Consider the following 15,190-nt stretch of genomic DNA (forward strand, 5'->3'; position numbering starts at 1 on the left):
CGCTCCGGGCAACCGGGGCGCTTTTTCATTTGAACGGCGGCAGATCTGCCGGCGGACAAAGGTCCGTGCTCTTGCCGCGCCTGACGACGCGTACGCAATCCGGTCCAAGTCCCTGCCAGGCGACGGCGCCGAAATTGGCGGTCAGGACGTGGCCATCGGCATAGCGTATTTCCTGGACCTGGCGGTCGTCACTCAGCCAGCGGAACCCGGTCAGGGCCACGGGTGTGCCGTCGCCATGCGCGATGCGGAAATCGTCGCGCGCCGCCTTCAGCCACGGCGCGACGCGGGCCAATTCCTTGCGGTCAAGGTTCCACATTGTCGGCGTGCCATAGAGCAGGGCACGGGCGAAACGCAGCCGCTCGACGCCCGCCACCTTGGCCATTCCGAATTCCCAGCGGTCGGCCGCTACGACAGAATCGTGGAAGGCGGCTTCGAACAGCGGCAAACGGTCGGCCGAGCCGAACAGGCTGCGCGCCTCATCCGGCGTCGGCGTGAATGGCTTGAAGAACCGGCCGGGACGCTCGGGCGGCCAGTAGCCGCCGAAGCGCTTGTCGTTCGACAAGGGCCAGATGGCGCTGGCGTGGGTCTGGGCCGTGCCGTGGGAATAGTGAGCGACGCCGCTGCTCCATGCCGTCACATTCTCCGAGCCCAGAACCAGCTTATATTTGCGGATCGCAAGTCCCAGCCGCGCCAGCCGGTTGGCGCGATCTCGATCCAGCGTCATGGGATGGTCGGGACTGAAGTCTTCCTTGAAGTCGCCGAAGGCGTCCACATCGACAAAGAGCTGGCTGGCGCCGTCGGCGACATGGCGGGCATAACGCGACCCCGGACTGGGCGCGCCCGGGTGCCTGGCGATGGCCTCGCTGGACATCTCGCAGCCCCGGTTGGCGAACCCGGTCATCACCTGGCCGTCGGCCTTGATGATGCAGCCCGACGGATAGAGGTCGTACCACATGGCTGACGGCATATCGGCCGTGCCCAGGGGCTGGCCGTTGTCGAAGGATTCGTACGGCCCGGCCAGGTAGCCCATCGCCTTCGCCCTGACCAGGTAGGCGTTACCGACCAGAGCCTTGCTCGAACCCGGGTCCTGGTCGTAGCTGATGGTAATGCGATCGATGCCCAGCGCCTTCAGGTCGTCGAGGAAGCCCAGGTCGCGGCCGTCGCCCCAGACATAGGCCTGGGGTGCGCCGAACAGGCGCGGCAGGCCCGGCACGGCCTTCGCCTTGAACGGCACGAATTGTCCGTGCGCCTTCATGTATTGCCGATAGAAGAGGGCCGGCGCCAGCGGATCGGGCGCGCCGACGTCGACCATCAAATCGACCGTCTCGGCGCCGCGCGTGAAGCTGTGTGACAGGCGTCCCTGCAAGCCGTCCTGGTCATGCAGGCACAGCCTGGACTCCAAACCGTCCGCCAAGGCATAGGTGACGGCCTGTCCGTCATTGAGATGGCTCCAGGCCGGCATGGAGAGCGAGGCGGTCGCACCCATGCAATGCTCGTGCGCGTACTGCGTGCGCCAGAAGGTGTCGCCGACCGCATAGGCCATACCTTCGCCGTCCGGCACCAACCAGGTCCCTTCGGTTGCCTGGGGCAGGGGCCAGCTGAGATCGGCGCCCGGCACGGCGGTGATCGTCAGGCGCAGGGCAGGGCCGTCCGTTCCCAGAGTCAGCGTCCGCCCCTCGGCATCGCTCCACCGCCAGCCGGCGCCGTTACGCGTCACCGCTGCGGCTTCGGCCGCATGCAGGGCCGGCATGATAGCGACCGCCGCCCCCTTGTCCGGCACGGCGTCGATTTTCAGTGTCTCCGGATCGACCGTGTATGTCACCGCGCCCGCGCGGACGGTGAGGGGAGACGCCTGAACCGCCGGCGCCGCCAGGCCCGACAGGAGGATGATAAGGAGGGGCAATCTGGGCATGGGAATATCCATCATAAGACCTGGCCTTGACGCATGACCTTCGACGCGCCGACGCCATTTCGCGTGACCATCGGCAATACGCGCTTACGCATCATCAGGAACGGCCTTTCCACCGCCAGCCACAGCAGGGTGGCGACCGCGATGACGCTGAGATAAAAGACCGCGACCGCGCTCCAGCCTTGCACCCAACCCGCCGGCAGCCAGCGGATATCCGCCGCATAGACCAGTTTCTGACAGAGATAGAGGCTGTAGGAAATCCCGGCGATAAAGCCGATGCCCGTCCAGCGCACGGGCTGCAAACGAACTTCAAGTTCGATCAGCGCTGCAAGAAGCAGCATGACGCCGAACGAAAACAGCGGATAGACAAGCACGCTGCTGGCCGCATCGAGGATCTGGCCCGTCGCGAATGTCATCGTCACCGCCGTGCCGATGCAGGCCAGTGACACGGGCAGCAGCCACAGCGGCCGGGCCAGGCGCGCCCACAGGCCGCCATGGAACAGGCGCAAGGCCGCCAGGGCGACGCCCGCCGTCAGGCCATCGAGGCGGCACCAGCTGGGATAATAGACCAGGCGCAGGAAATCGACCGGATGCCCGCCGGCCGACTGCGCGGCGTGCCAGGACACGTAACGCACGACCATACCGCCGATAACCAGGCCAGCGACGGTGGCCAGGGGCAGCCACCTGATCTTCAGCTTGTGAAACAAAAGGATCAGCCAAGGCAGGACGAGATAGAAATGCTCCTCCACGCACAGCGACCAGGCGTGCGAAAAGGATCGCGCCACATTGATATCCAGGCCGAAATTGACGGTGAAGGTCGCGAAACGCCAGGCGGACGCCATGGTCGGGCCTTCGCGCAGGGACGGGAAGAGGACATAGACCGCCAATACGAGCCAGAAGACCGGCAGGATGCGGAAGACCCGCTTGGTATAGAAGACCAGCAGGTTGGGCGTATCCCCCGCCTGGACCGGCCGCAACAGCTCGCTGCCGATCAGGTATCCCGAAAGGACAAAGAAGATATCGACGCCGTACCAGCCATTACGGCTTACCCAGGTCGAGAACGATTCCGGCAAGTGGCCATAGGGCATGTGCGCCGTGGCGACCAGCAGGACGGCCAGCCCCCGCAGGATATCGGGCCCGATCGAACGACGGCTTTCCATTGTAATCCCCCTGAATTACGCAACGTTTCCACCCCACGGAAACCGGTCCCGGCTGGTTGGCCATCGCTGCCGCCCTCATCGAAACGCGATGAGCGGCACGCAGCAGAGGTCGCCAAAAGGCTGTCTGTTTTATGGGAGCGCAGCGATCATGATCCGCTATTTTACCGTGCGCAAGGGGCTGAAAAACAAATATTTCGGGATGAACCCACACCATGCCGGCAAAGGCCTTGCCATGGCGGATCATACAGGCTATAGCCCCCGCTCTTCGTTCGGGGGCGACCCCGCGCGAGGTTAAATCCGTGGGAGAAGCACCACTTCGCACCACGGCTCACAATGTTCCAGTCTTTCGGAACTCTAGGAGATATAAATGGCTAAGAAAATCCTGGGCTATATCAAGCTCCAGGTGAAGGCGGGCTCTGCCACGCCTTCGCCCCCCATCGGCCCGGCCCTGGGTCAACGCGGCGTCAACATCATGGGTTTCTGTAAGGAATTCAACGCCCGTACGGAAAACGTCGAAAAGGGCACCCCGCTGCCCACGATCATCACTGTCTATCAGGACAAGTCGTTCACCTTTGTCACGAAGACGCCGCCGGCGACCTTCTTCATCAAGCAGGCCCTGGGCCTGAAGTCGGGCTCCAAACTGCCCGGCCGCGACGTCGTCGGTCAGATCACGCGCCAGCAACTGCGCGACATCGCCGAAAAGAAGATGAAGGATTTGAGCGCCATTGATATCGAAGCCGCCGCCAAGATCATCGAAGGCTCGGCGCGCTCGATGGGCCTGAGGATTGTCGACTAATGACCAAGATCGCAAAACGTATCAAGGCGTGGAACACCGACGCCGCCAAGCTCTATCCGCTGACGGAAGCCCTGACCGTGGTCAAGGCGAACGCCAAGGCGAAGTTCGATGAAAGCATCGAAATCGCCGTGAACCTGGGCGTCGACCCGCGTCACGCCGACCAACAGGTCCGTGGCGTCGTCAACCTGCCGTCGGGCACGGGTAAGGACGTCCGCGTCGCCGTGTTCGCCAAGGACAAGAAGGCCGAAGAAGCCCTCGCCGCCGGCGCCGAAGTCGTCGGTGCCGAAGACCTGGTCGAAAAGATCCAGGGCGGCTTCATGGACTTCGACCGCGTCATCGCGTCTCCGGACATGATGGCCCTGGTCGGCCGTCTCGGTAAGGTGCTGGGCCCGCGCGGCCTGATGCCGAACCCGAAGGTCGGCACCGTGACCCCGAACGTCGCCCAGGCCGTCAAGGACGCCAAGGGCGGTGCGGTCGAGTTCCGCGTCGAAAAGGCCGGCATCGTCCACGTCGGCGTCGGCAAGGCCTCGTTCACGACCGAAGCGCTTGAAATCAACGTCAAGGCTTTGGTCGACGCGCTGGTCAAGGCCCGTCCGTCGGGCGCCAAGGGTCTGTACGTCAAGAAGATCTCGCTGTCTTCGACGATGGGCCCGGGCGTGAAGGTCGACACGGCCACCACGAACCTCTAAAACGTCGGTTCGCTTTCGAACCAAAAGCGAAAAGCCGCTCCGGAAAGGAGCGGCTTTTTTGTTATCGAATAGTAGTGTCAAAGGCCGATCTCACGGAGAGCATCTACACAGGACTCCCCCTAAGCCGCCCGGGCTTCAGCATCAGGTTATCGTCGTTGAGCCTGGCCCGGCATTTTTCAACGATTTTCCGCAAGTCTTCGACGTTTCCGGGACAGTTCCGATAATCCGCGTCATCGATTTTATAATACTCCTCGTATTCGACATACGGGTTGGCCACGGGTATCGAAATGTAATGCCGTCCGGGAAACGTCTCGGTTCCGATGAAAAACCGGTCCTCGCGGAAGACAAATTCATCGACAAATTTCATCGGTGTTTCCTACGGATAATATCCGTCCCCGTCAGCTCCATATCCGCGCAGCTTTTTGTAACAGGCTCGTCCCCCGCTCTTTGTCCTGCGGGTGGGTCGCCAGATACGCTTCAACGGCGGCATCGAAATGCTTCAGAACCCGTTCATCAGGAAGCCATTTTTCCTCGCTGCCCACATAGAACAGAATGCCGTTCTCCGGTGCAGACTCGTCATCTTCCCCGGGTAGCACGCAACCGACTCCGTTGTAGTCTATGCCGATGCCATCCAGCATGCCGTCCAATAGATGCAAAAATCTATCGTCCGGAAGGGCGTTGAAAAAAGCCTGAACGGGAAGAAGGTCGTCTGCCAAGACGACGCGAAATTGAAGATGATTCATGTCAAAAATCCGGGAAGTAGGTGCGAACGGCACCTGTTGAATCGAGATAACCGCGGAAAACCAGCCCGTTCGGAGCTTTGCCTACCCATTCACGGTTCAGGTTTCCGGCAGCCTGAGCCTCTGCTGCCGCCTGTCTGCCCCATGCGAGAATATCGGTATCGGATACGAGCGATGGATCATATACGGTCTTGACGTGTCGACGTTGCTGAAGCGTGCCGGTCTGGTTACCGGCGGCGTCCTTTGCATAAAGCTGATACTCAATCTTGCTTACCCCGGGCATGTCAGCGTGCGGCATGGATGAAACCACTTCAAACTCTTTCGCGTGCCTCATAAACTCCTGAAAGTTGTGTGCCCCGCCGATCCCGTTGCGCCTAGGTACAGCCACGTCCCGATATATTATATGTGGCTCAACGTCGTTGGAGAATCTTAAAAAGTGAGGACCTGCGACTTCAGGAAACTGAGGACCAGCGAGAATGCCTGTTTCGACAGGGTCGGGTTCAGCGCCTGACGCGTTTGATACGTCTGGTGATTGGGATGCATTCATTTCAGGCCAATGCGGAACCTGGCTGTTTCGCGCGGTAGAAACCGTCAGTTCACCGGCTGTCGCCTTCGCCTCCCCGTCTCGGAGAGATTGAGTCGCGCCACCCTTTTCAGATGGCTCCATACTTTGTACCATCTGGTCCGGCCTGACCGCGGCCAAAGGAGGGCTTTCGACACTAACCTGCTGCGCTGGAGCTTCGACATCCGGAGGCGGAACGGGCGTTTGCCGATATAAGTTCTCCGGCGCCTTGCCTTCGCGAGACGCCTGCACGGCGTAGATCTGCCCAGCCAGATCCGCCCTTGCGGCATTGTCCCCGCCCGCGAACGGATTGGCGGCATCGAGCTGCCCGCGCACCGCATCCGCGACCGCCTGCGTTGAGCGGGCGAAGTCCTCCGGATCGCCTGCAGCCGCCTGCGCATTCGCATATTCCGTCCCGACCGCCTCGGCCGAGGTCCGGGCGTCGTCGTGCACCTCGGCCAGGCTCATATGGTCGGGCGACAGCGTGAGGTGATCCGCCAGACCGTCCCACGCGTCGCTCGGCGCGATATGCGTCGCCAGATCCTCGACGGGGATGGCGATATGACTGTCGCTGGCCAGCGCCTCACGCGTCTTGTCCGCCAGCTCGGGCATGGCCGCCAGAACACTGTCGCCCTTCGGCGTCTGCATGGCTTCGACGAAAGGCTTCGGGCGGACATAGACGGTTTTCGCCGGCCCATTCCCGGCCGCCACCTGAACGACGCGCTTGAACACCTCCGGCGCGCGCGTCCGCAGGGCCGATGCACGGGCGTTCTCCGCGACCGTGCCCAGGCGGGCCCGCGTGCCGGCCGCCACTTTCGCGACCGGCGCGGCTGACCCGTGCGCGAGATGCGCCAGCAGAGCCAGGAAGGCCATGGTGCCGGCATTGTCGCCTTCACCTTCAAGCAGGTCCTGCTTCGGATCGATCATCGTCTTGACCAGGCCGTTCTGGCCCGTCGTCATCGCGGTGGCCTGCGCCGTCGCCAACCCGGTCTTGACGGCGCCTGCCGCCAGCCATTGCTTGATCGGACCGCCCATCGCCGGGATCAACGGGCCCGCGAGGCGTTCGAGGGGAAGCGCCGACAATCCCGCCTGGAACACCGCATTGGCGCCCATCGCCGTGTCGGCCCCAGGCGTGCCATAGGTCCCGGCCTGACGCGCCTTGTCGGCGACCGCATGCGCGCCTTGGCCGGCGAAATAGGCGGCGGCGACCGGCTGGCCGCCCGGTACCAGCGCCACCACCCCCGGCGCAGCAGTGCCTGCCACGCCGCTGGCCTGGGTGACCACGGTCGGCTTCGACACCTTCCCATCCAGGGCGTCGCCACGCGCGATCAACGCATCGGCCAAAGGCGACACCAAGCGCCTGAGGCCGTTCGGGTCGTACAGACGCGCGCTGTCGGGCGAAACGAACGGCACTTTTCCGGCGGCGATGTCCGCACGCTTGCGCCGCGTATCGGCGTCGGCCAGTTCGGCCAGCCCGTAAATGGAATTGCCGAAGCCTCTGGCCAGCGACGCCGAATAGCTGTTCTGGGCGTCGCCCGGCCGGTTGCCCGCCAGATGTTGCACCCCGCCAACCAGGCCGTTGATTACGTTGAGATGGCCGGCCTTGTTCCACCAGGTGTCGTCGTCATAGGCGGGAAAGGCCAGGCTGACCGCTTTCTCGATGCCGGTCAGCGGTTTGACATCGTCATGCGCCACCTTGGCGAAGTTGGGATCGGCCATGGCGCGGCGGACCACCGGATGGTCGCGCGTCGCCGTCTCGATCGCGGCGGCCCGCTCCCACTTCGGGCCGCCGGGATGCGGCAAGCCGACGGACGGCACCGACGGACCGGCAACGGGAAAAGGCAGCTGGGCGATATTCGCCCTGATTTTCGCCGTCAGCAGGCTTTCCAGCGACCGCGCGGCATCGGTGATGACATTTTGACCGAGGGATACAGGCAAGACAGGCGCTCCTAGTGCGCTGTCACTGTTTCCCGGCCGCCTTCAGTTCCGCATACCGGGCGTCACACCCAGGCCCCAGGCAGGACTTGCCCTATATCTTCTCCCGTCGTCCCAACTTGCCAAGAATGTCGTCCATGCGCTTCTGCCGTGTCTCGGGACGCTTGGCCGTCTGTAGACGGTGGTAGATCGAAAACAGGCTCGTCCGGCCCAGCGTGTCGTAGAATGCCTGTGCACCCGCGTCCTTCGCCAGTTCAGCCAGAAAGTCCTGTGGAATGACCATGGTCGACGATGCGGCATAAGCATTCTCCCACCGGCCATCGGCCCTTGCCGCCTCGACATGCGCCAGCCCGGCAGGCTGCATCAGCCCTTCGGCGATCAGGCGTTCGGCATGCTCGCAATTCTTCTTCGACCAGTTCGATCCCGACCGGCGCGGCGTAAGGCGCTGAAGGGATGACACGTCGTCAAGCGCCTGTTTCTGACTGTCTATCCATCCCCAGGCCAGCGCCGCCACGACGCAGTCCTCCCAGGTCACCGAAGGCGTGCCCGACGCCTTCTTGTACATCCGCACCCATAGCTCGCGCTCCGTTGCATGGTGCGTCCGCAGCCACGACGACAGGTCGTCCGGGGTTGCAAAGGCCTGGTAGTCGGTGGGCATCATGCTTCAAGCCTTCAAAAACGAATTGTCTTCCCGACCATACTGCCGGCCTGATGACAAAACACGGCAGCTTGTTTTCCTACTGCGGCGGCCCGGAGTGAAACCGGAAATCCGTGTCCGGATCCGAAACCAGCGCCTGTTCGACGGGCCGGATCGCCTCGATACGTTCGGCAATATCGTCGGCATCGCCGTAGAGATGCGCCAGCTTCAGATAGCCTTGAAAATGCCGCGCCTCGCTGGCCAATAGCCCCGAATAGAATTTCGACAGCTCGGCATCGAGGCGAGGGGCCACGGCGCCGAAACGCTCGCACGACCGCGCCTCGATAAAGGCGCTGATCACCAGGATATCCGTCATCATGCCGCGCTCGTCGCGCCGGACCAGGGTGCGCAGGCTTGCCGCGTAACGCGACGCCGAGATCGGCCTAAGTTCGATGCCGCGTGCCTTGATGATCTTCAGCACCTGTTCGTAGTGCACCAGTTCCTCACGCGCCAGGCGCGACATGGCGTTGATCAGCTCGATCCGCTCCTGGTACTTGGCCATCAGGTTGATGGCGTTGCTGGCCGCCTTGTATTCGCAATTCTTGTGGTCGAGCAGCAGAAGATCGATGTTTTCACAGGCAGCATCGACCCAGGCGGCGGGTGTTTCGCTGCCCAGAAAAGCGTGGATGTCAGTCAGCATAAGGCACTCCGTAACGCCCACCGCAGTGCCAAGGATCGGGCCCGAAATCAAGCGGAAAGACGACAGCTTTTCGCGCTCCGGATGCACCTGAAATCCGTTTCACACACCACAAAATTACTTTGTTTCGACTGTTATCGTCGCACCAAGAAACCGCTTTTACTGAATTTGCAGCGTTTTGCAAAATGAACCTGTCCGAACATTACTTATTATTCATTCGACAGGGCCCGGGAAATGCGTAAATGTTGACGTAACGGGAGTCTCCGGTTCAGACCCCAGCGCAATCGAGATTATCTGAGTAAACTTCCTTCTCCGGGTTGCCGCAGCTCGGGTAATAAAGAGGGAGGATGTAGGCGCATCCTCCCTCGCGTTCCTTGCAAACCGATTGCGCCAAAAACCGTATCACGGTCAAATTTTTGCCGTGTCGCACCGTAAGGGCGCGCACCTTCACCGTAAATCTAGGCCGTCGCGCGCGAAAAGGTCGCCCGGTAGGCGGTTGGCGTGGTGTTCAGATGCTCACGAAAGTGGTGGCGCAGATTGGTCGTGGTGCCGAACCCCGTGCGCGCCGCCACCTCTTCGACGCTGAGGTCGCTGGCCTCGAGGTGGTCGCGCGCCTGGCCAAGCCGGGCCATCAAAAGCCAGCGCGCCGGCGTGGTGCCGGTGGCTTCCGAGAACCGGCGCAGGAAGGTGCGTTCGCTCATGCCGGCGCGGCGCGCCAGGTCGCCGATACGGTGTTCATGATCGAGATGCGCGCGCATATAGTCGAGCAGGGGCCCCAGCCGGCTGCTTTCATAGACGATCGGCACGGCGCGCTCGATATATTGCGCCTGGCCGCCGTCGCGGTGCGGCGGCACGACCAGGCGCCGCGCCACCACATTGGCGGCTTCGGGCCCATAATCGCGGCGCACCAGATGCAGGCACAAATCGATGCCGGCGGCGCTGCCGGCCGAGGTCAGTATCTGGCCTTCGTCGACATAGAGGACGTCCGGCACGAGTTCGACCTCAGGATAGGTCGTGCGCATATAGTCGGTATATTTCCAGTGGGTCGTCGCGCGCTTGCCCTTCAACAATCCGGCAGCCGCCAGGACGAAGGCGCCCGAGCAGATGGTGACGATGCGCGCGCCGCGCAGGCAGGCGCGCCTGAGGATGTCGATCAGGATCTGCGGAACCGGAATGGAGGGGGGCCAGCCCGGAATGACGATGGTGCCGGCGTCGTCCAGCTCTTCCAGCCCGCCGTCGGCCGTCACGGTCAGGCCCGCCGTCGTGCGCGCCGGATGGCCATCCAGGCTGACCACTTTGAACGTGTACCAGTCCGGCCCCATTTCCGGCCGGTCGAGCCCGAAAAACTCGACGGCGATGCTGAATTCGAACAGGGGCATGCGGTCGTACGCCAGGGCGCAGACCTTGCGGTTAAGAGGCGGGGAGGGCAATGACGCGTTTGGCATGATATTTATTATATGTGTCAATACCGCCAGCTACAAGGGGTAACGCGGTTCTGGCAGGATGAAAACCGTCAGAAGGGGACCATCGTCATGCAAACCACCGCCTCGTATGTCACTGCCTATCCGTGCGCCGCGCCGGAAGATGTCATCAGCGTCTATTCCGCCAAACTTTCGATGGAGACGGACTGCGCCGACGTCCACGCCGTGCTGGCCGACGGCGATCCCGATTTCGTCCTGCTGCACGCGGTGGGATCGCCCGAAGCCTTTGCCCGGCGCCACATCCCGTTCGCCGTACACCTGCCGCACCGCCAGATTTCGGAAGGAACCATGAGCCGCTGGCCGCGCGACACGATCTTCGTCGTCTACTGCGCCGGGCCGCACTGCAACGGCGCCGACCAGGCCGCGCTGAAGCTGGCGCGCCTGGGGCGGAAGGTGAAGGTGCTGATCGGCGGCATGACGGGCTGGGCCGACGAAGGTTTTGCCTTCGCCGAAGGCTGATGCGCGTTTGTTCGGTTAAGGCTTTCCTCTCCGGGTTGCCGCGCACCGAACGAAACCGGGGGCGGTGTTGGCGCACTGCCCCCAACTATTGCAAGGCAAATCTCCGTCTCCCCATTTATGGGGAGGGCGAAAACCGGCCCGCTGGAATCAAAGCCATGCTCCAACTGCGCCCCAATTGCGAATGCTGCGACACTGACCTGCCGCCGCAGGCCGAGGCGCGGATCTGCAGCTTCGAATGCACCTTCTGCCCCGCTTGCGCTTCGCAACTGAATTCCATATGCCCGAACTGCGCGGGCGAACTGGTCAAACGGCCGGTCCGCCCGGCGGCCAAACTGGCCGCCAATCCGGCGTCCGGCAAACGCACGCACCGCGCCAGCCCATGTTTTTCCAACAGCGGGGCTTGATTTCGAAGGCCTTTGCGTATAGAGACCGCGCTCCGGCGTGAAGACCGCATGGTTTTCACCCGTTCTGTCCGAGACCTTCGGGGATCAGGGGCCACCTGATCCATAATCTGCGGGAGCCCCCGCAGGCCGAATTGAGACGGGACGCGAAACGCCTCCGCAATCTCATGTTTCCTTAAACGCGGAAACGTGGCCGCGTGGTGATCAGCATCTCATCTGGACAGTTCCCCCCTTGGTTCCGGTTCGCCGGAAGCAGAGGGAATTCCGTTGTTTCGGGTTCGCCCGGAACGTCACCCCATGGAGGCCACTTATGGACCGCGCAAAAAAGGCCGAGTCGATCGAAGAGCTGAAGAGCGTCTTCGCCAACTCCGGCACCGTGGTTGTCACCCAATATACGGGTATGACCTTTGTGGAAATGTCTGAACTTCGCAACCGCCTCCGCAAGGAAGGCGCCGTTGTGAGGGTGTTCAAGAACCGTCTGGCTCAAAAGGCCCTGGACGGCAAGGTCGGCGAAAAGGGCGATGCCCTTTTCAAGGGTCCTGTCGCCCTGGTCTATTCGGCCGATCCGGTTACCGCTGCGAAGATTTCCGTCCAGTACGCCAAAGAGAATGACAAGCTCAAGATCATTGGCGGCATCATGGACACGGACGTCCTCAGCGAAGCCGGCGTCAAGTCCCTGGCTACGCTGCCGTCGCTCGACGAACTGCGCGGCAAGCTCATCGGCCTTCTGCAAGCCCCGGCGACCAAGATCGCTGGCGTCCTGCAGGCCCCGGCCGGTCAACTGGCTCGGGTCGTTCAGGCCTATGCCGACAAGAACGCCTAATCTCAGACCCTTTCACTCAACACTTTTATCGTTTTAAGGAAATCACATGTCCAAGCTGGAACAACTGGTCGCTGACCTGTCCGCTCTCTCGGTTCTCGAAGCCGCTGAACTCTCGAAGCTCCTCGAAGAAAAGTGGGGCGTCTCGGCTGCCGCTCCGGTCGCCGTTGCCGCCGTTGCTGGCGGTGGCGCTGCTGCCCCGGCCGAAGCCGTCGAAGAGCAAACCGAATTCAACGTCATCCTGACGGACGGCGGCGACAAGAAGATCAACGTGATCAAGGAAATCCGCGCCATCCGTACGGACCTCGGCCTGAAGGAAGCCAAGGACCTGGTCGAAGGCGCTCCGCAGACCGTCAAGGAAAACGTGTCGAAGCAAGAAGCCGCCGACATCAAGAAGAAGCTGGAAGACGCCGGCGCCAAGGTCGACGTTAAGTAAGCCTTGCGTTAAGCAATCTACTTCGACGGGCCGGGAGCAATCCCGGCCCGTTTTGATTCCGGATGCGGTTTGACAGTGCCCCGGCCGTTGCGATACCGTCGTTATGTTCGCGTATCGTAAAGCGTGCCGCCAGGGCGTATCGCGATCCGTATGTCCTCGCGCCGCCGTTGCGGTCCCCATGAAACAACAGGGAACGAGGAACAACACCATGAAAAGACTGGTTATTGCCGCGATACTGGCCGCCCTTGCCGGGTCCGCCGCCGCCCAGACGCCCAGGATCCGGAATCCCGGCGTCATCCACCTGCCGTCGCAGCCGCTCGACCTCGGCCCCAAGCCGTTCACCCCGCTGGTCGCCGGCGCCAGCTCCATGACCAATTCAGGCACGCCCGCGCCATCGGCGCCGTTTTCCGATCACGCCATCCTCAGCTCGTTCGAATTCGGCTTCAACAACGGCGACCACAAGCTGCGCGAGATCGCCGTCCTGCAAAGTAATGGCGCGCCCACTTTCACCTTCCAGGACGCCGACGGCAACGACCCCTTCCAGGCGCGCGCCGAATGGCTGGTCTCGCCGTCGGTGACGCCCGGCCAGATCGCCAAGGTCGGCGGCGGCGACTTCGACATCGACATCCCCGCCGGTCCGGCCAACACGACCCTGGTGCTGCGCGGCTTCGGCTTCGAACGCGTGCCGGGCACCGACGCCAATGTACGCATCATCGGCATCACGCTCGACGGCGCCAATCACCGCATCCGCGTGGCGCTGCTCGACGACCAGGGCCCGGACTACAGCCAGGTCGCCAAGGACGTCGCGACCCACGCCTTCTTCGGCAATATCCCGCTCGGCGAATTCATCGGCGGCGGCCAGAGCCTGGTCGACGTCAACAACCAACTCAAAACCAATGCCGGCTCGATCATCCGTGGCGGCTTCCGCCACTATGCCATCCAGGTTCAATATGCCTGGGTGCCCAACGCCCTGATCCGCGGGCAGGGGACGGTCTCAAGCTCAAGCCGTGTCATCGAATCCGGCAGGCGCCCATCCGGCAAGTTCGCCCTGACCGGCTTCCGCTTCGCCTACGGTAATTCGGACCACTACCTGCTGGGCCTGGGCGTCGAACTGGCCAATGCCGTCCCGGGCGGCTATGCCGACTATCGCACGGCCACCGGCCACGATGTCTTCGCGCCCATGCCGGCGGGCGAGGTCGTGGTCTTTCAGGACACCAACCGCGACGATCCGATCACCTGGGACGCCAGCTATGTCGAGGTGAAATAGCGCGTGACTTGAGCGGCCCGGAGCCTTATCTCCGGGCCATCATGACGCTTTCAGATGACTTGCAATCGGCAATCGACTTCGTTTCGGCCGTGATGCCCGCGGAGTCCGAGTGGTGGATCATCGGCAGCACGGCCGTTGCGCTGCTGGGGATCGATGTCGCGGTCGCCGATGTCGATATCGTGGCGTCGCCCGACATCATTGCCGACGTGCTGGCCCGGATCGGCCTCGCCCCCCTGCCGCCCAAGGCCGACAGCCGCTTCCGCTCGGCGCCGTTCGCGCGCCTGGACCGGCCGGGCATGCTGCCGGTCGAGCTCATGGGCGGGCTGCATGTCAACGGTGCCGATGGCTGGCAGCCGCTGGTCGTCACGACGCGCCAGGCGGTGAGGGCAGGGGGCGCCACAGTCTTCATCCCGTCGCCTGCCGAGCAGATCGAAATCTTCCACAGGTTCGGCCGTCCCAAGGACCTGGTCCGCGCCGGCCTGGTATCACGGTTTACGAGCGGTTAAGGAGATTTGACCGAAATAAGGCCCCGTGATACCTTTCGTCTTCGGCCGCGGGAAAGGCCGGAGCTGTTCGAGACTTATATCAATGGCCCAAGCGAAACTGCGCCACGACAGCGCGTCCGGGAAGCTAAGAGAATACTGGCCCTGGGCCATTGTGCTCATGCTTTACCTTGGCCTGAGCCTCCTGCCGCGCAGCCTCGGCGAAACCGTCATCGTGCAGAATCTCCGTTTCATCGGCGCCGACCGCGCCTGGCTGCTCGGCGTCTTCTACGCCGCCATGCCGGCTTCGGGCCACGCCTGTTCGTTCCGCGAAGTCATGGCCAATCTCGGCCGCCTTGCCTTCGGCGTCGCCCTGATCGTCACGGGTGTGACACTGTTCCCGGCGCTCATTCCGACCTTCTACCTCGTCCCAGCCCTGGCCATCGCCGGGGCCGGTGCGTTTTTGGGCGCCGTTTCCGGTCCGCGCGGCCTGAACAAGGCTGTCCATCACGCGCTGGATCCGCAGGTGTCGGACGCCCGCCGCCTGTTCCGCTGCGTCGTGCTGGCTACGGCTGGCCTGCTGACCGGCATCCTGGTCCTGGCCTGGGGCTGGCTGGTCTTCGCCCACCGCGACTGGACGGCGCTGGCCTATGGCCTGTGCGGCCTGTGGGGAATCCTGATCGCCCGCCCGGCCTTCTGCCAGAAGGGCTGACAAGCCT

The 15,190-nt window shown here is 63.0% G+C and carries 17 protein-coding genes; 9 read left to right on the forward strand and 8 right to left on the reverse strand.

The window, feature by feature from the left end; all coding sequences use genetic code 11:
* Positions 1-25 precede the first annotated feature (25 nt).
* Complete coding sequence (locus AB8717_RS11005; RefSeq protein ID WP_443747380.1) at positions 26-1,912, reverse strand: glycoside hydrolase; 1,887 nt, start codon at positions 1,910-1,912, stop codon at positions 26-28.
* A gap of 11 nt (positions 1,913-1,923) precedes the next feature.
* Entirely contained in the window at positions 1,924-3,069 is a 1,146-nt protein-coding gene (locus AB8717_RS11010; protein ID WP_443747381.1) for an acyltransferase family protein, read from the reverse strand.
* Between the two features lie 367 nt (positions 3,070-3,436).
* On the opposite strand from AB8717_RS11010, the gene rplK reads away from it, so the two are divergent.
* Positions 3,437-3,865: a 50S ribosomal protein L11 gene (gene rplK / locus AB8717_RS11015; RefSeq protein ID WP_443747382.1), complete on the forward strand. Its 429-nt coding sequence runs from the start codon at positions 3,437-3,439 to the stop codon at positions 3,863-3,865.
* Positions 3,865-4,554, forward strand: coding sequence for a 50S ribosomal protein L1 (rplA, locus tag AB8717_RS11020; RefSeq protein WP_443747383.1), 690 nt, complete (start codon positions 3,865-3,867; stop codon positions 4,552-4,554). Before rplK ends, rplA begins: the two co-directional genes overlap by 1 nt.
* A 103-nt stretch (positions 4,555-4,657) precedes the next feature.
* Here the strand turns inward: rplA and AB8717_RS11025 are convergent, their stop codons facing one another.
* From AB8717_RS11025 to ftrA, 6 genes are all read right to left on the reverse strand, one after another.
* Positions 4,658-4,921 (reverse strand): hypothetical protein, encoded by a 264-nt coding sequence (locus AB8717_RS11025; RefSeq protein ID WP_443747384.1) that lies wholly within the window; start codon positions 4,919-4,921, stop codon positions 4,658-4,660.
* Positions 4,922-4,952: 31 nt separating this feature from the next.
* Positions 4,953-5,297 (reverse strand): ribonuclease toxin immunity protein CdiI, encoded by a 345-nt coding sequence (gene cdiI / locus AB8717_RS11030; protein ID WP_443747385.1) that lies wholly within the window; start codon positions 5,295-5,297, stop codon positions 4,953-4,955.
* 1 nt (position 5,298) lies between these two features.
* A complete protein-coding gene (locus AB8717_RS11035) occupies positions 5,299-7,794 on the reverse strand; it encodes an EndoU domain-containing protein (protein ID WP_443747386.1) in 2,496 nt (831 codons plus the stop codon).
* A gap of 91 nt (positions 7,795-7,885) precedes the next feature.
* On the reverse strand, positions 7,886-8,452 hold the full coding sequence (locus tag AB8717_RS11040; protein WP_443747387.1) for a YdeI/OmpD-associated family protein: 567 nt from the start codon (positions 8,450-8,452) through the stop codon (positions 7,886-7,888).
* Positions 8,453-8,528: 76 nt separating this feature from the next.
* Positions 8,529-9,128, reverse strand: coding sequence for a tRNA-(ms[2]io[6]A)-hydroxylase (locus tag AB8717_RS11045; protein ID WP_443747388.1), 600 nt, complete (start codon positions 9,126-9,128; stop codon positions 8,529-8,531).
* Between the two features lie 455 nt (positions 9,129-9,583).
* Positions 9,584-10,570 carry a transcriptional regulator FtrA gene (ftrA, locus tag AB8717_RS11050; protein ID WP_443747389.1) on the reverse strand — a complete coding sequence of 329 codons (987 nt, stop codon included), beginning with the start codon at positions 10,568-10,570 and terminating at the stop codon, positions 9,584-9,586.
* An 87-nt stretch (positions 10,571-10,657) separates the two neighbouring features.
* Between ftrA and AB8717_RS11055 the strand changes: the two genes are divergently transcribed.
* From AB8717_RS11055 to AB8717_RS11085, 7 genes are all read left to right on the forward strand, one after another.
* On the forward strand, positions 10,658-11,065 hold the full coding sequence (locus AB8717_RS11055; protein WP_443747390.1) for a rhodanese-like domain-containing protein: 408 nt from the start codon (positions 10,658-10,660) through the stop codon (positions 11,063-11,065).
* A 155-nt stretch (positions 11,066-11,220) separates the two neighbouring features.
* Entirely contained in the window at positions 11,221-11,469 is a 249-nt protein-coding gene (locus AB8717_RS11060; RefSeq protein ID WP_443747391.1) for a DUF1272 domain-containing protein, read from the forward strand.
* A 307-nt stretch (positions 11,470-11,776) separates the two neighbouring features.
* Positions 11,777-12,289, forward strand: a complete 513-nt coding sequence (gene rplJ, locus AB8717_RS11065) for a 50S ribosomal protein L10 (RefSeq protein WP_443747392.1) — start codon at positions 11,777-11,779, stop codon at positions 12,287-12,289.
* Between the two features lie 46 nt (positions 12,290-12,335).
* Positions 12,336-12,722: a 50S ribosomal protein L7/L12 gene (gene rplL / locus AB8717_RS11070; RefSeq protein WP_443747393.1), complete on the forward strand. Its 387-nt coding sequence runs from the start codon at positions 12,336-12,338 to the stop codon at positions 12,720-12,722.
* A 208-nt stretch (positions 12,723-12,930) separates the two neighbouring features.
* Positions 12,931-13,989 (forward strand): hypothetical protein, encoded by a 1,059-nt coding sequence (locus tag AB8717_RS11075; protein ID WP_443747394.1) that lies wholly within the window; start codon positions 12,931-12,933, stop codon positions 13,987-13,989.
* Between the two features lie 41 nt (positions 13,990-14,030).
* On the forward strand, positions 14,031-14,495 hold the full coding sequence (locus tag AB8717_RS11080; RefSeq protein WP_443747395.1) for a hypothetical protein: 465 nt from the start codon (positions 14,031-14,033) through the stop codon (positions 14,493-14,495).
* Positions 14,496-14,577: 82 nt separating this feature from the next.
* On the forward strand, positions 14,578-15,183 hold the full coding sequence (locus AB8717_RS11085; protein WP_443747396.1) for a hypothetical protein: 606 nt from the start codon (positions 14,578-14,580) through the stop codon (positions 15,181-15,183).
* Positions 15,184-15,190: the final 7 nt, after the last annotated feature.

The sequence above is a fragment of the Asticcacaulis solisilvae genome (assembly GCF_052327315.1).
In the GTDB taxonomy this organism is placed as follows: domain Bacteria; phylum Pseudomonadota; class Alphaproteobacteria; order Caulobacterales; family Caulobacteraceae; genus Asticcacaulis; species Asticcacaulis solisilvae_B.